The 18,654-nt window shown below is 42.9% G+C and carries 24 protein-coding genes and 1 tRNA gene; 3 read left to right on the forward strand and 22 right to left on the reverse strand.

Annotated elements, in window-relative coordinates; all coding sequences use genetic code 11:
- Window positions 1–18: 18 nt before the first annotated feature.
- The 19 genes from gap to J2Z23_RS00895 all read right to left on the reverse strand — a co-directional run bounded on the left by gap (window position 19) and on the right by J2Z23_RS00895 (window position 12,499).
- Complete coding sequence (gap, locus tag J2Z23_RS00810; RefSeq protein ID WP_057984049.1) at window positions 19–1,026, reverse strand: type I glyceraldehyde-3-phosphate dehydrogenase; 1,008 nt, start codon at window positions 1,024–1,026, stop codon at window positions 19–21.
- A 63-nt stretch (window positions 1,027–1,089) separates the two neighbouring features.
- Window positions 1,090–2,121 carry a sugar-binding transcriptional regulator gene (locus J2Z23_RS00815; protein ID WP_057984047.1) on the reverse strand — a complete coding sequence of 344 codons (1,032 nt, stop codon included), beginning with the start codon at window positions 2,119–2,121 and terminating at the stop codon, window positions 1,090–1,092.
- Window positions 2,122–2,338: 217 nt separating this feature from the next.
- Window positions 2,339–2,581, reverse strand: a complete 243-nt coding sequence (locus J2Z23_RS00820) for a glutaredoxin family protein (protein WP_057984045.1) — start codon at window positions 2,579–2,581, stop codon at window positions 2,339–2,341.
- A 742-nt stretch (window positions 2,582–3,323) separates the two neighbouring features.
- The gene (locus tag J2Z23_RS00825; protein ID WP_209972944.1) at window positions 3,324–3,893 is read right to left on the reverse strand and encodes an Ntn hydrolase family protein; all 570 of its coding nucleotides are present in this window, start codon (window positions 3,891–3,893) and stop codon (window positions 3,324–3,326) included.
- Entirely contained in the window at window positions 3,893–4,690 is a 798-nt protein-coding gene (locus tag J2Z23_RS00830) for a hypothetical protein (protein WP_209972946.1), read from the reverse strand. Before J2Z23_RS00830 ends, J2Z23_RS00825 begins: the two co-directional genes overlap by 1 nt.
- 120 nt (window positions 4,691–4,810) lie before the next feature.
- On the reverse strand, window positions 4,811–5,569 hold the full coding sequence (locus J2Z23_RS00835; protein ID WP_209972948.1) for a hypothetical protein: 759 nt from the start codon (window positions 5,567–5,569) through the stop codon (window positions 4,811–4,813).
- The gene (locus tag J2Z23_RS00840) at window positions 5,566–5,823 is read right to left on the reverse strand and encodes a hypothetical protein (RefSeq protein WP_209972950.1); all 258 of its coding nucleotides are present in this window, start codon (window positions 5,821–5,823) and stop codon (window positions 5,566–5,568) included. Before J2Z23_RS00840 ends, J2Z23_RS00835 begins: the two co-directional genes overlap by 4 nt.
- Window positions 5,820–6,311 (reverse strand): ATP synthase subunit B family protein, encoded by a 492-nt coding sequence (locus J2Z23_RS00845; protein WP_209972952.1) that lies wholly within the window; start codon window positions 6,309–6,311, stop codon window positions 5,820–5,822. Before J2Z23_RS00845 ends, J2Z23_RS00840 begins: the two co-directional genes overlap by 4 nt.
- A gap of 62 nt (window positions 6,312–6,373) precedes the next feature.
- Window positions 6,374–6,550, reverse strand: coding sequence for a hypothetical protein (locus tag J2Z23_RS00850; RefSeq protein WP_209972954.1), 177 nt, complete (start codon window positions 6,548–6,550; stop codon window positions 6,374–6,376).
- Window positions 6,543–6,749 (reverse strand): hypothetical protein, encoded by a 207-nt coding sequence (locus J2Z23_RS00855; RefSeq protein WP_209972956.1) that lies wholly within the window; start codon window positions 6,747–6,749, stop codon window positions 6,543–6,545. The genes J2Z23_RS00850 and J2Z23_RS00855 overlap by 8 nt, the downstream gene beginning before the upstream one ends.
- 369 nt (window positions 6,750–7,118) lie before the next feature.
- Window positions 7,119–7,565 carry an HNH endonuclease gene (locus J2Z23_RS00860; protein WP_209972957.1) on the reverse strand — a complete coding sequence of 149 codons (447 nt, stop codon included), beginning with the start codon at window positions 7,563–7,565 and terminating at the stop codon, window positions 7,119–7,121.
- A 212-nt stretch (window positions 7,566–7,777) separates the two neighbouring features.
- Window positions 7,778–7,909 (reverse strand): hypothetical protein, encoded by a 132-nt coding sequence (locus tag J2Z23_RS22505; protein WP_274387250.1) that lies wholly within the window; start codon window positions 7,907–7,909, stop codon window positions 7,778–7,780.
- Window positions 7,910–7,988: 79 nt separating this feature from the next.
- Window positions 7,989–8,867, reverse strand: coding sequence for a hypothetical protein (locus tag J2Z23_RS00865; RefSeq protein ID WP_209972959.1), 879 nt, complete (start codon window positions 8,865–8,867; stop codon window positions 7,989–7,991).
- 9 nt (window positions 8,868–8,876) lie between these two features.
- On the reverse strand, window positions 8,877–9,092 hold the full coding sequence (locus J2Z23_RS00870) for a helix-turn-helix domain-containing protein (RefSeq protein WP_209972961.1): 216 nt from the start codon (window positions 9,090–9,092) through the stop codon (window positions 8,877–8,879).
- A 78-nt stretch (window positions 9,093–9,170) separates the two neighbouring features.
- Entirely contained in the window at window positions 9,171–9,971 is an 801-nt protein-coding gene (locus tag J2Z23_RS00875) for a hypothetical protein (RefSeq protein WP_209972963.1), read from the reverse strand.
- A 433-nt stretch (window positions 9,972–10,404) separates the two neighbouring features.
- Entirely contained in the window at window positions 10,405–10,605 is a 201-nt protein-coding gene (locus tag J2Z23_RS00880) for a hypothetical protein (protein ID WP_209972965.1), read from the reverse strand.
- Window positions 10,606–10,618: 13 nt separating this feature from the next.
- Window positions 10,619–10,930 (reverse strand): hypothetical protein, encoded by a 312-nt coding sequence (locus J2Z23_RS00885; protein WP_209972967.1) that lies wholly within the window; start codon window positions 10,928–10,930, stop codon window positions 10,619–10,621.
- 57 nt (window positions 10,931–10,987) lie between these two features.
- A complete protein-coding gene (locus J2Z23_RS00890; protein WP_209972969.1) occupies window positions 10,988–11,524 on the reverse strand; it encodes a hypothetical protein in 537 nt (178 codons plus the stop codon).
- Window positions 11,525–12,241: 717 nt separating this feature from the next.
- Window positions 12,242–12,499: a hypothetical protein gene (locus J2Z23_RS00895; protein WP_209972970.1), complete on the reverse strand. Its 258-nt coding sequence runs from the start codon at window positions 12,497–12,499 to the stop codon at window positions 12,242–12,244.
- Window positions 12,500–12,931: 432 nt separating this feature from the next.
- Between J2Z23_RS00895 and J2Z23_RS00900 the strand changes: the two genes are divergently transcribed.
- Window positions 12,932–13,171, forward strand: a complete 240-nt coding sequence (locus J2Z23_RS00900) for a helix-turn-helix domain-containing protein (RefSeq protein ID WP_209972971.1) — start codon at window positions 12,932–12,934, stop codon at window positions 13,169–13,171.
- 920 nt (window positions 13,172–14,091) lie between these two features.
- On the forward strand, window positions 14,092–14,820 hold the full coding sequence (locus tag J2Z23_RS22140) for a hypothetical protein (RefSeq protein ID WP_238482547.1): 729 nt from the start codon (window positions 14,092–14,094) through the stop codon (window positions 14,818–14,820).
- A 266-nt stretch (window positions 14,821–15,086) separates the two neighbouring features.
- Here J2Z23_RS22140 and J2Z23_RS00910 read toward each other — a convergent pair whose 3' ends face one another.
- The 3 genes from J2Z23_RS00910 to J2Z23_RS00920 all read right to left on the reverse strand — a co-directional run bounded on the left by J2Z23_RS00910 (window position 15,087) and on the right by J2Z23_RS00920 (window position 17,290).
- A complete protein-coding gene (locus tag J2Z23_RS00910) occupies window positions 15,087–15,956 on the reverse strand; it encodes a helix-turn-helix domain-containing protein (protein WP_209972973.1) in 870 nt (289 codons plus the stop codon).
- Between the two features lie 191 nt (window positions 15,957–16,147).
- A complete protein-coding gene (locus J2Z23_RS22690; RefSeq protein ID WP_209972976.1) occupies window positions 16,148–17,107 on the reverse strand; it encodes a tyrosine-type recombinase/integrase in 960 nt (319 codons plus the stop codon).
- Between the two features lie 111 nt (window positions 17,108–17,218).
- Window positions 17,219–17,290: transfer RNA gene (locus J2Z23_RS00920), tRNA-Arg, on the reverse strand.
- 233 nt (window positions 17,291–17,523) lie between these two features.
- On the opposite strand from J2Z23_RS00920, the gene clpP reads away from it, so the two are divergent.
- Window positions 17,524–18,126, forward strand: coding sequence for an ATP-dependent Clp endopeptidase proteolytic subunit ClpP (clpP, locus tag J2Z23_RS00925; protein WP_057984043.1), 603 nt, complete (start codon window positions 17,524–17,526; stop codon window positions 18,124–18,126).
- Window positions 18,127–18,654 lie beyond the last annotated feature (528 nt).

An 18,654-nucleotide genomic window follows, 5' to 3' on the forward strand; every position in this document is an offset into this window, starting at 1 on the left:
TCTACTTAATATTATAAATTATAGACCTTGTTTCGCAACATAAGCTGCAAGATCTACTACACGGTTAGAATAACCTGTTTCATTGTCATACCAAGATAGAACTTTTACCATATTGCCTTCCATTACCATTGTAGATAGTCCATCAACAGTAGAAGAATGAGCATCACCATTGTAGTCAGTAGATACTAATGGCTCATCTGTGTATGCAAGGATTCCTTTAAGTTCACCTTCAGCTGCTTCTTTAAGAGCTGCATTCACTTCTTCAGCTGTAACTGATTTATCAAGTTCAGCTACAAGATCCACAACAGATACATTAGGAGTAGGAACGCGCATAGCCATTCCGTTTAGTTTACCTTTTAGTTCAGGTAAAACTAGTGCTACAGCTTTAGCAGCACCTGTAGATGTAGGGATAATGTTTTCAGCTGCTGCACGAGCACGACGATAGTCTTTATGTGGCAAATCTAGGATTTGTTGATCATTTGTATAAGAGTGAACAGTTGTCATCATTCCGCGAACAATGCCAAATTTGTCATTCAAAACTTTAGCAAATGGAGCTAAGCAGTTTGTTGTACAAGATGCATTTGAAAGAACATGATGGTTTGCTGCATCATATTTGTCTTCGTTAACACCCATAACAATTGTGATATCTTCACCATTAGCAGGAGCTGAGATAATAACTTTCTTTGCGCCAGCTTCAAGGTGTTTTGCTGCGTCTTCACGTTTTGTGAAGCGGCCAGTAGATTCAACAACAACCTCAACACCAAGATCTCCCCAGCCAAGAGCTGCTGGATCACGTTCAGCAAGAACTTTAATGCGGTGGTCACCTACTACGATTGTATCTCCGTCTACAGATACTTGTTGATCAAGTTTACCATGAACTGTATCGTACTGTAATAGATGTGCAAGCATATTTGCATCTGTTAAATCATTTACAGCTACAATCTCAACTTCTGGATTATTAAGTGCTGCACGAAAAACATTTCTTCCGATACGTCCGAAACCATTAATACCAACTTTTACTGCCATATCAAACATCCTCCTTTAATATCATGGATAATAATAAAATTTATCTTTAAAAGAAATACCTATTTAAGATATATCTTTTAAAATCGACTTTGCGGCCCCTTCATCCGTAATTAAAATAGTAGATTCAGGTGCACTTTTAAAATAAGACTTGATCGCTTTGGCTTTTGACTTTCCACCGGCTGCTGCAATGACATACGATTTATCAAATAGATCTGATATTCGTAGACCAATGGTAGGTACTTTATGTACTATTTCCCCTTTTTCATCAAAATAATAGCCAAAAGCTTCACCAACTGCCTTTTCTCCTATTATTTTTTTCATGACATTTTGTTCAGTAGCTCTTCTATTCGCCATTGTGATCGCCTCACCAATACCATGTACAACGATATCAGCTGATTTGATTTTTTCCACAACTTCCATAATAGCAGGTTCTTTTAGAAGAGATTGCTGAACCTCTTGGCTAACTTGATCTGGCACATATAAGACACGGTGTACTCCATTTGTCTTTTCAGCCATTGTTGCACAGATGACATTGGCTTGATTTTTCAAATCTTCCCCAAGTCCCCCGCGTGCTGGCACAAACAACAAATGTTTACCTTGCCCCATTTCTGCTGTAAGCATTTCTGCTGTACAAGCCATCGTTGTTCCACCTGTTACGGCAATTGTTTGTTGATCTTCGAAACAACGATTAAGTACTTCTGCACAAGCTTTCCCTAATTCTTCTTTTACAATCAAAGATTCATCACTATCACCTGGAACGATCACTACTTTCTTAATGCCTAACTTGGCCTTTAATGCTAGTTCCGTCTCACTAATGCCGGTTAATTCTCTCATTACTTCTTCTAAACCTACGAGAAGCTTTTTACCTTTGTCTGTAACAGACATACCAGCATTATTAATACGAATTAATTGACCTGACTTAAGAAATTCTGCCTCACTTCTTAAAATCCGTTCAGTCGTTCCTAGCATATGGGCGAGCGTACGCCTGCCAACAGGTTCCGTTAAACTAATCGAACGAAGGATCTGATAGCGATTCTGCATAACAGATAACATATCTGGTACTAATTTTGATTGAAGCTTTAAGAGATTGTGCATTTTTTTGCTCCTTTACCAGAAGGTCGCCATTTGTCCCGTTAAGACATATTACGTCCCAACCGTACTACAAAAATAGGATAGCAGCTAATTTTATTGTATCATTGGGTCTTTTACGAATCAATTTTAACGGTGGGCGTTTTTTGTCCCGCGTAGACATATTATGACCCATTTACAACACAATAAAACCATCTAAGGTAATTTTACCATTAGTCATTTTTCAAAGCAATTTAGATTTGATTTTTTCTTCTAAAACAAATAAATCAACCAAGCCTGATTGAATGATCTCTCCATCAATTTCAATTACCGGGATCATCAATCCGTATTTTTCAGTCCATTCTTCGTTTGTATCAATATCCTTTTCCACGATATTGATCGGATAGTCGTTCTGTAGTATTTCCAATATATTTTTCGCATCCACACAAAGGCTACACTTCTTCCTTGTGTAAAAAACAATATCCATATTTTATCATCCTCTTATATGAAAAAATCAATTCATTACTTGAATCAATTTCATAATAAAGATTTTAGCATTCACATCCGAACAATGTTGATTTACGCTTCAGGTGGACGCCTTCCGCTCCAATCAACTAAGTTAAGGAAATACACTAACTAACAATTCAATCTCCTTTAACAAAAACGTTCGTGTATTGATCATTAATAAACCATTATGAAATTGACTCATTTATCATACCATTTACATAAAATTATTTCCCATTCCATCATTTACTGGATTGCAACATATATCTGTCCTATTTAATTACAAAAAACATGAGAGAATTCTCATAACCTAAGCAAGATGGAAGATAAGCCGAGTTCTCTTGTATATCAGGCGATGTGAGTAAAGCCTTCGGTCTTATGAATGAAGTGTGCTTCCCATCTTTTTGTTCATGATGTGATGATTAGAAATCCTTTAGCACCGCCTTTTTCACAGAAAAAAAGACTACTAACCATTTGCTAGTAGTCTCGTCATTAATATGAAACGCCCTCGGCAGGAATCGAACCCACATTTTAAGAACCGGAATCTGTCTCGAAGTTTTTACGACTTCCTAGACGGACTTTTATGCGATAGTCTTACCGTTAAACTAACGTCTCTTTCCTTAGTTGCTTCGATTATATCGCAAGAACTGCGGACAAGCAAGCACTATTTAGCGTTTAACGTACAATTATCCGATAAGCTGAAACTAATTCGCTCTAAATCGCCCCTAGCGACATATAAGGACCCCGACATCGCAAGCCGGACTGATGAAACTATCCTCGCCTGCTACTCGCTCATTTACTTTCCGCGCCAACTCCGCTATGCTGTCCGGGCTTGTTTCTTCGAGCTTGCCGAGTTCTTCTTCGATGAAAGGCGTTGGGTCTACATTCGCATAGATGAGGCGCCAGTCAATGCGGCCGGCCTCTACGTTGATTACTGTCGGCTCATAGTCGTTATCATGCGTTAGCTCGATAATTGCCGGCTTTCCTTTGGCGTCTAGCCCTCCGATTAGTATGCGCTGCTGCGTGTCCGTCTTAGCTCTCCGATTGAGCCAGCGTCTGCATATGCGGGCTATTTCGGCGGGACTGGCCGTCTTTAAGTCCTTTTTATCGAGGTAGGCTTGCAGCTTTAGCGAGATAGCATAATCGCCCGTATATCCGATCAGCACGCTGTCATTTATTTGGAATAGTTTCCGGGCATCGTCAAAGTATTCGCTGTTATCCTCGATATGAACCCGCCTATAATCGCCAGTCATAACGATAAAATGCTCCGTAATATAGGCTGTAACCATCGACATTATACGTCCACACCTCCTCGCGACTGCATAAAGAATTGCGTCATAAGTTGCGCATTAATACGGCCGAGGTCGTTTGGAGTGATTTCGACCGTATGCCAGCCGCGTTTAACTCTGTTCTCCGAATCTAATTCGAGATAGGGTATTAAGTCGATAGAATCTCCGCTAGGAGCTGTATGAGGAACGGTATTACCATCGACTTTAATTGTTACCTTAGTGGGCGTACGATCAAGTTTAAAGATTCCGTGTTCTACCTCATGAACATGTTCCGGGATGTTTATTTCGGGAATAGTAACCTCGAAATCGTGGGCATGTGGCGATAAGTTTATTTCATGGGTATGAGGATTCAGCGAAATAGAGTGGCTGTGGTCTTTAACCGTAAAACTATGGGTATGTGAAGGTACTTGGGTAGTATGGGTATGACTGCCGATTGATACCGTATGACTATGATTTAACTGGTTCGTAATCTCGATCGCGTGCTGATGGTCTTTGTATTCCGGCAAGCCTCCGACATTGTAAGGAACGGACGACAACTTATAAAAGCCCGGCGCACTAAATCCGCTAGTAGTCGAAGTACCTCCGCCCGCGCTCGATGTCTGCGTACTGCCTCCGCCTGCGGCTGTCGATGTGCTCGTACCGCCTCCCGCGCTACTTGTCACGGTTGTACCTCCGCCAGCTCCCGAAGATTTAACGACTCCTCCGCCCGACTTAGTGCTTTTCGACTGAACCGTACTCGATTTTATAAAGGCTCCTCCGCCCTTGGTAGCCCGTGAGTATATCCTAAAATCTATCGTTATCATGCTATAATCCTCCTTAGTATATTGACGGGGACAGCGTGCCGGACCGCCCCGTCTGCTCGAACTCGTAGTTTGCATTGCGCACGGTTACGCGCCTTGTCCTCTCCGGCCGTCAGCTTGCCATCATCGAGGGATAAACGCTCCTTTACCTTTCAAATGTTCCTCGTAGAACTCGCGGTCAATTCCTCCATCACGCATTGCGCCAGGCTCTCTGACTACGCGCTTAGCTATATCCTCTATGCGTTGCATAGTGAGAACGGAATGCGGCAACTGTTCCGCAACTTTAGCCGCGAGCAAGTCGCTATTTCGAATATCTTGCACGGCGCTGATGATCGCTTGCTTATGCGTTGCATTGCCTTCGATTCCTCCGATTAGGCCCGCAATTTCGCCCTGTAAAGCTACTCGCTGGCCATCCGTGAGCAGTCTTATTTCGTTTTTAATCTCCGTTAGGGCATCGCCTTTCTCGACGGCTGCAGCCAGTTTAAGGCTCGCGCGATTCTTGAATTGCTCCGCGACTAGCTTGTCATTATCGGAGACTTTAATCGTAGCTTGGGCCGCGCGCACTTTGGATTCTTCGATCTGGGCAGCTCGCCATTCCTTATACTCGGCCTCCACTTCCGCCGACTGCGCGCGGTATTCTTGCTCGAGACGATCGAGTTCGTATTTCCTAACTTCCGGATTTTTCATTAACGGATTATCCGAGCTTTTAATCCGTTCAACTTCCTTTTTATAATTCGCGTGTATCTCGTCCGCCTTGTTTTCATAGCTGGTCAACCTAGGGATATCTAATTCTACTGCCTGCCCCGAACGGATTAATTCATCTGCTTGCATATCGTCACTTATTTCTTCGACTCTTTTATTCTCATAGTTGAAAATTCTCATATCTCATCTTCTCCTTTTATTTTGAATGGATTCCAAACTTTTTTATCATCACAGTAAGCATCGCCAAAGTTGCTTTTCTGCTCAATATCTGCCACTAGCTCCGCGGCCTGCTTCTCGATCTCGCTCGACTTATCAGCCGATAAATACTTGATATAAGTATCTATTTCGCCATAATCGACGCCGGCCTCTAGTAGCTTCAAGCGCCTTAACTTGTCGGTATATTCCGATTTCAATTCGTTTAGTTGTTCGCTCATAACGTCGCACCTCCGCCCCATATTTTGTGCTTAATCCGTTCGTATACTGACTTGCCGAGTTCGCCCGGGTCTGCGTGCGTCGGCTTTTGCTTGGCTCCGTTCATAGCGGAAGGATCGCCGTAGGGATCGACTGGCGTAATGTCCATCGAAAGTTTAAGTACCGACGCCTTAATCTCGTCCACTGTCTCGCCTTCGATGTGGCTTAAATAACGCTCGATCTGGTCGTCATTATAGTGAACTTCCCGCATGGCCTTCCGCTTGGCCGCCGCAATGCTTTCCGACTTGAAGCCGGCGAGCTGTTCATCTAGCTTAGCGATTTTAGATTGATAGGATTCGATTTCTCGCTCAATTTCGAGGAGGGCGTCCGTTTGATCCTCGACTGCTTCGGCTTCTTCGGATTGCTCCGTTTGTGTTTCGACATCTTCCGGCTTGTTCTGCGCGGTCATTCCGTCATATAGCTGTTCAGTTTCCGTCCGTTTTTCGCTCATAGTCCGCCAGCTCCTTATCAAGTTTTAATATTATTAATTCGAGTTCCAACTCTTGGACGCGCTCATTTAGCTTGTTTACTCGCTGCCTTACGATTTGGCTGACTTCTTCTCTTGTAAACGTTTCTTTTTCCATTCCGATTCATTCCTTTCAGTAATTCCGATTGTTTTTCTCCGATAATTTCCGATAGAGTAAATCCTCGCTTGATGGGTCTGCGCGGCTTGCGTTTAGGTTTATTCATTTAATCGCTCCCTTAATCGTTTCCTCTCAACTTTCCGCCATCTTTTACGGCGTTCATTCATTACGACTAACTCCATCGCTCGATGGGCAGCGTGTTCGGTAATGCGCGGCGAAAACTCATAGCTAAACAACGGCTCGTCCTCATACTTATATTTCATAATCGCGGCGTCCGGCATTCGTTCGAATGTTATCTTAGGCAATGCGCATCCCCCTTATTTATTAAGTTTGTTCGAATATATGATGCGCGGAGGCCTCTCTGATTCAACCGGAATGCCATTCTTATTTTTCGGCAATTTATCTATCCATGACATATCTTTATTTTTCCGTTTTCTCCTAGCCATTTAATCAATCTCCTTCAATATCGGCTTAAATAGCCTAATTTGATTACGCTCCATTACGCCCTCAACGGCGATGATCCGCCCGTCATCGTCGGTTGTCGTTCTGCTTATCTGACCGCGTTCTTTTAGCTGGCGTATGTGCGGAGGATAAGACGAAGATACTCGCCAATGGCCCGCGGCTGCGTCGTATAAAAGGACGCTCTCTTGTTCAGCCTTCGAATAGAAACTCAATTAACTTACTCCCTTACCTTTATATTTACGCTCCCTACAATCGCGCTGCTGCAATTCTAAGAGTTCTGCAACTTCCCCGCGATCTACGCCCATCCGATAGGCTATCCGGTCAATAAGCGCATTAAGTAACTCGATGTCAAAGGGATTGGTTTGTATATGCGTCATAATCGCCTCGTCGCGCTTTTTTAAATTGCAGGCTGCGCAGGCGGTCGTAATATTAGCCAGCGTATTATGTCCTCCCGTCGACAGTGAAAATATGTGCTCTAGCTGTAAATCATCGCCGAAATATTCTCCGCAATAATTACAGCAACCTTCCGCGATCCTAAACGTATAAAGCACATCGTCGAGTGTAAGATCGTCGAATACCCCGTATTTTGCCGCAGCCCTTTTGCTGTCTCGCAGCGCTAATTTAGCCCGGCCTTGAAACGTTGCATTATGCTTTCTCATACGCTCGCGCGCTGTCTCACGCTCACATTCGATACAATACGACCTCTTGGCTCCGTAGTATTCCGAGAGTGACTTCGTCTGCTGGCAACGTGGGCAGGTTTTAGTAGTCATCGGCGCTCACCTGCCCGCATACCTTCGATTCTTGCGTCGATCCTGTTTAGTCTTCGATAAATTTCAATTAATACTTTCATTCTCTCGATCTCTCCCTCGATTTAATTTTTTAATTGTTCATCTACTTTTTTTAGTATCTCGTTAATTTCTAGCGTTACATGGTGGCCGGCCTTTTTAAGCTCCGCCAACGCTCGAAGATACGCAATTAACGTATCTAGCCTTTTTTCATCCATTCCGTTCCTCCTCTTGACACTTCGCGTGTTTTGCGTTATGATTATTTTGGATAACTATGGAGTTTTACAAAATTGCATTTTAAAAAGAATCGCTAAATAGTTGTAAAGTAATAACACTGTGATCCTCTCTTTTACGTGTGATTACGTAAGGATTAATTAGAACAACCGTTTCACGTCCATCCCCATCGCTTGCTTGCGGTACGATTCCACTCTTCCGCTGAATTGTAGCAATAGCACCTGATGAGACTAACTTCCGTAAAGTATCATTTAATTTCTGCCTCGACAATCCGACTTTTTCGGCGATTTCCGACGTGTTTAGGAAACGTACTTTCTTTGGATCGTCTTCGAATGGATTCTCACAAACTAGATTACTCTCGTAATGGATATACGGAAGTAATTTATATAGTACGCCCAATTCGGCCGGATTCACTTTAATTTTTTTCAACGTAGTATGGAACGTTTTTACTAACATGTACGTATCCTCCCTCGATCTACCTCTGAAATGGTATCGCTCATTTACCTTGTAATATCCTTCTCTTGTTTCCGTGATTACTCCGATTTCCTTCAATTCGGTAATTATTCCACTGACGTACCTCTTGTTTATCCCGAATACTTCGGCTAAGTCTTTATCAGTTAGAGGTATTTGATTCTCCTTGCGACCGGGACTAACCAAAATATTAGTTCTATATTGGATATACGGAAATAGCATCAGCATATAACCTGCGTGCTTATTCGATAACTTGGAGGCCGTATCGACCATTTCCTGCATTCGTGAGAATGAGAATATACGTTTATCACGCTTCATATAGCCACGTCGTCGTTTTTCTTCTTGAGCTTCAAAGGACTGTAGTTTAAATATTCGTCCTAGCTCGTCCTTTGCGTGTCCGTTACCTATTGGCGTTAGATTGCCGACCGGTTCGCCCGATCGTATTTGCTGCATCCTACTTTTATGCGTCATAGTTTCCTCCTACATACTTAGTTTTTTATTTCGTTCCATGAACTCGAGAAATTCCGCATCTACCGAAAACTTACGGGCGACTCGGGCGCGAACTTGATCCGAAATAGGTCGATTCCCCGCCTCAATTCCGGCAACTGTGGAATTAGCAACTCCGAGAAACTCCGCAAACTCCTGTTGGTTTTTCTCGAGATATAATCGAATTGCTTTGAATGTTTCTACATTCATCGTTTTATACTCCTTTCCTTCTTTTTAGTGAATTAAAAATAGTGGGCTTAATTGCCCTTCTATTATATAATGGGCTTTTTAAGACTTAAATACTGAATTTTCATAATATTCCATATTAAAATTATGTTTGTCGATAATCTCACACATTGAACGCTCCGACCGCTTGCCCTCCGAATCTATTCCGTGCTGTTGATCGCATACTTGGCGCCTCATATCGTGAGCATAGAAGCCACTTCCGCACACTCGACACTCTTTAACACGTTCGAGCTTTAGCGCCTTGATCCGTTTCAGAGTTTCCGCCTCGTCATAGCCGTATTTCTTCGATAATGTGGCCGCCCAATATTCCGGGAACTCCAATATATTTTTTAATTCCTCCCTATATTTTTTGACGTCCAATGATTCCGTTAAGAATACGGCACATTCGACCGGAGATTCTGTATTAAAGCGATATTCATCAACTGAATATGGAGGCTTACGGTACGCTATTCCCTTCTCCTTAGCTTCTGCTACTGCCTTATCGTATTCACTCTGCAAAAGGATCGATAATTCCCTTTTTTGGCGTTCCATTCTATCTTGTATACTGATCTCTTGATTCTTAATTGGATACTCTTCTTTTCTCTCGTCGAAATGATTTACCCGAAGAATGAAGTCCGCAAGAACTTCTTGCACTGTACAAGTGCGCTGTTTTATTTTCTTCTTGGTTTCCGGATGAACAATGAAAGTTTTATCTATTTTAATTTTTGTAGGATCGAGCCATTTGTCCGCGAAGTCTTCCGCTAATTGATTCCGCTTTTCTTGCGATAGCGGCTTTCGATAGTATTCATACCAAAAACGGTATAGCGCGCGTTGTACTGCGTTTTCTTCTTTCGTTGGCTGCATAGTTTAGTAGCTCCTTTTCCGCTAGATTTCTTATTGACTATCCTTCATTTGTGTGCTAGTAAAAAAAATACGTAACCTTTTTATCACGTTTCAGCCGAGATACGTAACCTTTTTATCACGTTGACCAAAACGTCTGTATCCGTTGGGGCGCAAGGCTTTCGGGCGTTTTATATCTCATTATTAGAGAAATTGTATCTTTATCTTCTTATACTCCGTAAACCTAAAACCTCCGAAAAATATATAACTAGGACGCCTGTTTCCGTAGATTGTTTACAATCATTAAAACCTACCGCCAGTTTCGGGAATAAAAACCATTCCCTCAACTGTCGGAATCTACGTTTCTTAAAACCTTCGAAAAATTATATAATCCGATAATATCGAAGGTACTTGACTCGATCCGGGAGGACTTGTCCGACCGGTATGTTTTAAGGTCTTAATCTCTTGAATTGTCGACAATTCCCGTTATAGGCTCGCTCATAATCTCGTCCAGCGCTGCGTTCAACTCGTCCGATTCTCGGAATATAAAGACGATGAAGCCGGGCGATTTGCGGGCAGGTTCTGCGTCGATTGGACGGAAGCCACGGCGCATGAGTTCGCGGGCGATACGTAACGAGCGGATACATTTTTGATTCATCGTTCCGACCTCCCTAATTTATCCTTTCAACTTCGGAAATAGTTTCGTTCATAAAGTCCATCATCCAATCTCGGAAATCTTTCTCATGGTTTTCTAGCAATCCGGACAATTCATTTCGGATTCTTTCAAGTTCTTGAAGAGAGGATTCCTTCGAATAAAGTCCGGATTCAAGATATTCAGTACACTTTACGAAGTCACCAGCCATTAATAACATTGGTTTTAGTGTAGGTTCTAAAGCGAAAATAGCTTCTGGAATTCCGAGTTTCTCCATAGTGGCTCTAATTATTTTTTCTGTAGTTTTTCTGTTAATACTAACAATAGACATAATTCAACATCTCCTTTTCATATTTTAGTAGGGTGAGAGCCGACCAGTGCCGACCCGTTATGCGTTAACTAGCTCGTCCTCTAATTCGTCAAGTTCATAGTCGAGGTCATCATCATCGAAGTCCAAATCATCGTCATCTTCGTCGATTTCCTTGTACTCAGCCAGTTCTTGTCTTACCTCGGAAAGGTATTCCGATAGAAACCCATTACTCCATTTAAGGAACCCGTTTTCTTGCTTGAGCTTTGCAATTTCTGTTTCTGGCTCCTCGGCAACTGTTACCATATCAACCGGCACGTAGCATAATCCGCGCATATCGGTCGCCACTAAGTAAGCCGGCTGTCGAGTAGTTTTCGTCACTACTTGTCCGTTATGATCGAGATAATGAATACGGCTGCCTACGATGCTACGGATACCAGTAATAATTCCGTGCTTTTCAACTTCGAAACTCTCAACACGATACTTCTCGCTGGCTTCCGGTTGGCCAGTCACTTTGATGCGTGCCTCTACTTCGTCCACTTCCGTATGACTGACCGGATTGATTACGTATCTGCCTTTGATTACTACCTCTTGACCTAGTACGAATTGTTTTTTCACTTTTCATCTTCTCCTTTTAGTTTCTAAATTTTAGTTACGAAAAAAGTCTTCCTATTTATGTAGGATACGACCACACCATCAGATGGGGCATCCTAATTTTTACCAATTCCCCGAAACCCTTGACGCCCAACGACTCACGCTTATAAAAAAGATTTTTCGACAAACGTTATTTCTGCTGTCTTACGAGGTTATTTTCGGACGAATCATCACCTCTTTTCCAAGCCCTCTTACTTATGATGCCTTCGAGTGACATCGCTAATGGGACAATTCCGCATCTTTTACTGGTAAGTTTTTCGCCCTCTTACTACTTATAACCAAAACAATTTCTGTTTTTGGGACATTTCCGCGAAAATATTTTTAATTCCGCCCTCACATTCTTATATACAAACAAAAAGCAATCCGCACACTTTCACGAGTAAGTTTTTCGCCCTATACTACTTATAACCAAAATCTAAGGCAAAATTGCACCACAAAACCCCGAACACGTAATATTCCGATAATTGAAAAGGCGACCGTGCCACCGATCGCCCCAACTTTATCGCTCTGCCGTCGCCAACCGGCCGTTGCCGCACGCCTTTAACTCCGATTATAACGCGGGCCAAATCCCTATCGACTGGCAATCGACAGGCCGCGTCCTCTTACGCTTGTCCTCCGCGCCGCCAAAAAGGAAAAGCGTTGCCATTACGCCAGTTTCCGCGCATCATCAGACTACCTTACTTATACAACTACCCGATAATTCCGAATTAAACCTAATAAATCGATGGCTTTCATCTCTCCCAACTTTTCGAGCATATTTCGAGTCTCTGCCGACCAATTGAACGGCATTTCAACCTTTTCCGATCCGCCTTCGATAACTAGCTCCGCTTCTTTCCGATCATATACCTTTAGCGTAATGCCCTCCGCCAGTTTTGCCGTTTCAATTAAAATGTCATAGCCTTCCTCAACGTTTAATAGTTCGATATGATTAAAGTTCATCCTAATTACCTCCGATATTTTTATATAATACTGAATAATGTCGTTATCATGCGGCCGTATGCCCGCTGCTCGAGGATATTGACCGCCTCAACTAGCGCTATGCAATCGCGCTTGATTTCGTCGTCGTCGAGATTAGTTCGTAGCTGATCGGCCCTGGCGTATAAATGCTGTTTAAGCTCGTTTATGATTTCGTCCATTACTTGCCGGCCTCCTTAGTGTTAGCAAAGCCTGCGAATAGTCCGATTGCAAAACTGCCGAGCATTGCGTAAAGTACCGTTATGAGTTCCATTTTCGATGACCTCCTTTTAAGGTATAACTTTTAACGTTAAACATAGTATATAACGTATTACGGGAAACGTCAAGCGGTTTACGAAACTTTTTTTATGACGTATAATTGACGTCAATATGACGAAGGTTTTGCGAGGTGAGTATATGAAGGCAAACGTAAAAATAACTCTCGATGATACGATCAGCAAACATAACGGATTATCTAGGAATGCGATAGCTGTCGAGGGCAAGATTAGGCCGGCGACGATTGGCGAGCTATGCAAAGGCGAAAGCAAGGCGATCAGTTTCGAGACCTTGCGCAAGATAGTGGACGCGCTCAACACGCTTACTGGCGATAAGCATACGATTGAGGACGTATTGACGATTGAATATATCGGCGAATGATAGGCGATAGGCAGGCTTATCATTAAAACAGGGGGCATACGCCCCTTTTTCCGTGTTATATGACGTTTGCTACCGAATACACCCACAAGGCATTCCGTTATTGAAAAAGGCGGGCATACCCCCGATATTTTACATATAGAAACGAAGCTGTGCGAGATGGCTCCGACTTAACCCCCGAAGTGAAAAATTTTTGTCCGCAATTAAGACCCGCCTGGCGAATAAGTTGTCAGAATATTACCCCGGGGGCACACAATTCAGACAATTCCGTTAGTCGCGTTTTGTATATCGACGCATATCGTATTCATTTCTACTTTACATAATAAAACTTTTCGGAAGTTGATACGTTCCACAAACGTTGATCTAACGCGGTTTCACAATCTCCGCTTTTATTCGTTTATGCAACGTTTTATACATCGTTGATATGACGCGGTTTAGCTCGCTTGCCTCCGATTGTGAAACGCCACTATTTCCCGAGATAATGAATAAACTTACTATTCGGAAATCGTTCGGAGGGTCGCGCGGCAGCGTCATTAGGCTGGCAAAACGTCGATATATCGGAACTATTCGGCAATAATACGTTAGCCTGCTAAAGCATTCCTTCATTATAGCGGACATATAGGCGCTGATTTCCGATATTAAGCAGACCCCTCGAGTTTTCAAAGGCCTTCCGCGGCGAGCGCAAAAGCTGATGATCGAACTATATCGAAATCATATCCGTTGCATTATGTCGCTGCATCTCGCTAAAGCAGTAACGCATTCCTTCTTATATAGCGTCAAATTCAGCGACTTTACAGACGATGCAACAACCGAACTATCAATGAGCGAACAACAAAACGAATCCTAAAACTCCACGACCTCATCCCGCAACTCCAGCGCCTAGTATCCGCAGGCAAGCTCGGAACAACGGCAGGCGGCGCATCGTGGCAAACGAAATCAAAGGCGGTGGTCAATCGCAAGTATTCGATTATAAGCAAGTGGACGGACAGACGGCGGACTTCCTTCGGAGGAAAGAATCGAACATGCGAGAGATTGTCGGAAAGGCTTATACGGAGTTAGGGAGAGAGTTAAAGGAAGCACAGACGGAGTTGGCGAAACAAGGAAGTAAGTACGAAGGAGTATTCGAAAAGTGGTACACATATCTCGGATGGAAAAAGCGGACGGTCTATAACCTTATCGACCGATTCGACCTTGTGCTAAATTTGCACGAAGTTTCCGAGATTGAGAGGATCGAAGACCTTCCCGTATCCCTTACGTACGAAATCGCCAAGCCCTCCGCAGAATCCTCGCCCGAAAAGGCGCAAGCCAAGTCGGAAGTCCTTGCAGGTAATATCGATACTCTAAAGGAATATCGGGATCGCATTGCGGAGCTTGAAGGAAGGGCGAAGCAAGCAGAACGCCAAGCGGACATCGAGCGGAGCCAGCGCCTCAAGCACGTAAAAGAAAACGATTTGGCGCACGGAGAGTGGACGGAGTTTTGTAAGTCCGTAAGAATGGACGTTAGGCAGGCGAATAAGTTCATTCGAGTTGTTGACGAATTGAGCGGAAAGTGGTCGACGTCTACCACTTTAGGAATGGAGGCGCTCTACCAAATAGCCACCCTACCGCCCGAACAGCGCGAAGCCGAGCATTTGCCACCCTCATATACGTAGTATAGTCGCACTTAGCTGGAACATCGGAGTACAAGCTTAAACGTAGTAATGACGCCATGTTCCGATATACCAACCGATATTCCAGGGTGGAATTGAGTTGGCATAGACGCTGGAATACGGCTTGGAACATCGGTTGGCATACCGCCTAGCCTATATACGTTCTTCTCTTTCGGCCGCATCGCACGCAAACGTCGGTAAAATAATCATACTTATGATTCCGTTTTAACTTACAAATTATTCGAAATATTAACACGCTAATCCCTCCTTTATAATCCGCCCAGTTCGCCCATTTCTCCGAAGTATAGCTTGTCCAGCATACGATCTAATATGCCGTTAAAATAGCCCGCAAGGTTCTTTATACGCTTGTTTTTCGTAGCCATGACCGCTGTTTTAAGCGCTTGAAATCCGATATGCTCCACTGATCCCTTATCGAAGGCATTGCCGGCTAATAACGGCTTGCTGTGGCTTAAATAGACGCCATATAGGCGCGATATTATGCGCTGACTATCCTTGCCTATCGTTGAGCCTATAAACGCCTTAAATCGAGCATAAAACGGTTTATAATACGTATTAATATAATTAATATTATTTAGCTTATTAGACGGAGTTTTATGGCGTGACATGTCCGGTGTGACTTCGGCTGATTCGGACATTTTGTCCTTATCGGAGGACGTCCTCCGTTTTGTGCCACGTGGCATACTTCCCGACGTCGGGCATTTCGCTTGGGACGACATCGTCTCAACTTCGTGCGACAGGCGCACATACTCCGAACTGTGACACGTGTCACCGACTTGCGAAATTCGCAAAGGTAAAACAACGATAACATTCGTTGACTGCCTACGATCCCCTCCATCGCGCTTAGTCTCGTATTGCTTGATGATGCCGAGCGCCTCTAAACGATTGCACGCCCGAATAACAGTACGTCTTACTCGACCGACTGCCTCTGCGATATTATTCTTCGATAAATAGCATACACCGACGTATTTACACGCGTAACGGCTGATTAACTCGAGGACAGCGCGCTCGGTTGCGCTTAGTTGATTATTCGTTCTATGTATTTTGATAGCTTCGTTTAATTCTTCGACTGATTCAAACGTAGATAGGCTACGATAGGTTGCTTCGTTTGCTAGTAACATTTTCGATAGGCTCCTTTAATGGGCGCCCTCTCGACAGGAATATACGTTCGATAGACAATTCACACTTAAATAAACGTTGCATTCGCGGATTTTTTGCGATATACTAACGGTAATTAGTTCTTTTTATGTACCCCGTTGTCGCGGGTGTGCGATCTTGTCTTCCTACGTATGTATGGAGGGCTTTTTTATTTTTATAGATTTTGTAGCGGACTATATTTCCGATGTTTGTTCAATATATCTGTATCGAATAAACGCACGTAGCGCTTCGTCATATCCATCGTGGTATGTCCCATGATCTGCATGAGGCTGAAAGCGTCTCCGCCGTTCAATATATAAAACTTAGCGAAAGTATGCCGAAATGTATGCGGACTACACCTGACGTTCTTCACTCCGGCCAGCTTTCCATATTTATTTACGATTATTCGGAAGCTGTTCTTGTCAATCGGTTTTCCCCGCAGATTTACAAATACATAATCGCTCATGTCGCCATGTATCTTTAAAAATTGCCGTAGTTCCTGCTTTAATCTATCCGAGATAGGTACATATCGAGAAATATCCGTTTTAGTATTTCGGAGATAGACTCGACCTTCTGCAAATAGAATATCGTCAATTTTCACGCTGAGCGCCTCTGATATGCGAGCGCCTGTATCGAGTAGGAATAGCATGAGCACATAATCGCGTAATCCAGTAAACTTTCGCCTATCAGTCTGCTTTAGTAGCGCGCTAATCTGCTGCATAGTAAACGTATTGATCTCCGGCTCTTTGGTACGTATCTGTTTCCAGTCCTTAGCGGGATTGTTATGTAAGTATCCGGCTTCCTCGCAATAAAATAAGAATGTCCTTATTGCCCTTATCTTGGCGTTGATTCCTCCGACACTATTTCCGCGTTCATCTCGCAGATAATCAGTAAATCTATACAGCAATTCTTTATCGATGTCGGCTACCGCGATAAGTTCATCTTTTTCCCGGATAATATAACGCCTTAATACGTTAATCTCGCGCCGATAATATTCGATCGTGCTTTCACGTAGCCCTATCCGTTTTCTATCGATGCAAAAATCTTCTAATGCGGCATCGAAATGAACGCTTTTGACGCCAACGTAGTTTTTTATTGATTGGACTTCTTCGAAATCTAATCTATTTTTGCGCACAAAAAAAAGACGCCCCTTTCCGTTTTGGAAAGAGACGTCATAATCTCGTAGACTTTTAACGCTTAGTCTTACGCTATAAACTAACGTAAGCCCTTATACAGCGTGCATAAACGCCCTCGGCAGGAATCGAACCCACATTTTAAGAACCGGAATCTCACGTGTTATCCGTTACACCACGAGGGCAATGTAAGAAGCGTACGATATGAAATTATAGATGAATTTTCTATAGAATGCAAGCATATTTTGTTTAAAATCATCTAAAATGGAGAATATGGTATGTTATAGGAACAAATTTCCAAAAGTCAAATGTCTAGTTTGATTATTTGACCTTCACTGACCATTGGTGTATGATAAGAATACATAAAGTTTTCAACACTTTAGGGAATCTGTTTTTTATAAAAAAAGGAGGAGAAATAATGAATTTAATTCCTACAGTTATTGAACAAACAAGCAGAGGGGAACGAGCTTATGATATTTATTCTCGTTTGCTAAAAGACCGTATTATTATGCTTGGAAGCGGGATTGATGATAATGTTTCCAACTCTATTGTAGCACAGCTGCTATTCTTGGAAGCTGAAAACCCTGAAAAGGATATTACTATTTTCATTAACAGTCCTGGCGGAAGCATTACAGCTGGTATGGCGATCTACGATACTATGCAATATATTAAACCAGATGTTTCCACAATTTGTACTGGTATGGCTGCTTCAATGGGAGCTTTCCTACTTGCTGCTGGTAAAAAAGGAAAAAGATTTGCCTTACCTAACAGTGAAGTGATGATTCACCAACCACTTGGTGGCGCACAAGGGCAAGCAACCGAAATTGAAATTGCTGCTAAACGAATTTTATTCTTGCGTGAAAAGTTAAATCAAATTCTCTCTGATCGTACAGGTCAACCGCTTGAAGTTATTCAACGTGACACAGACCGTGATAACTTTATGACAGCTGAAAAAGCGAAAGAATATGGGCTGATCGATCGAATCATTGAACGTAAAGAAGAAATAGACGCAGGAAAATAATATATTGAAAGTCGTTAGAAATAACTAGCTAAAATTTAGAGACTGGGACAAAATTACTTTCACCAAAGACAAAACGGAACTACTAGGGTTAATAATGCGCTACGGAAATATACTTCGCTTTCCGCGGGCGGCTGGTGAGCTTCCTTGTGCTATCGCACTCCGGGATCTCACCGATGCCTTTACTCCCGCTGGAATCTACGTATATTTCCTTCGGCCTCAGGTAGTTCATTGTTCGTCCTTGGGATTTAACAGTTATGTCCCAGTCTATTTTCATGCAATTTATTATCAGACAATGTACTTACTAAATTCACTAGCATGAAAAGTAAATTGATGAGGGATCGCCTGATACCCTCCTATAAGCGCGATAGAGATCCCATACATAAGAGCCATCCTATGAACATAAAAACTGCGTAGGCAACTTGATTAGTGTGCTTAGCAGCCCCCCTATACACAAAAACTACCTAGCTGCATCATTTTGTAGGCTTAGATCCCCTATAGGAGGATACGTTGATCGCTTACCTTGTGTAC

It is taken from the genome of Lederbergia galactosidilytica, assembly GCF_017873565.1.
GTDB lineage: Bacteria > Bacillota > Bacilli > Bacillales > Bacillaceae_C > Lederbergia > Lederbergia galactosidilytica.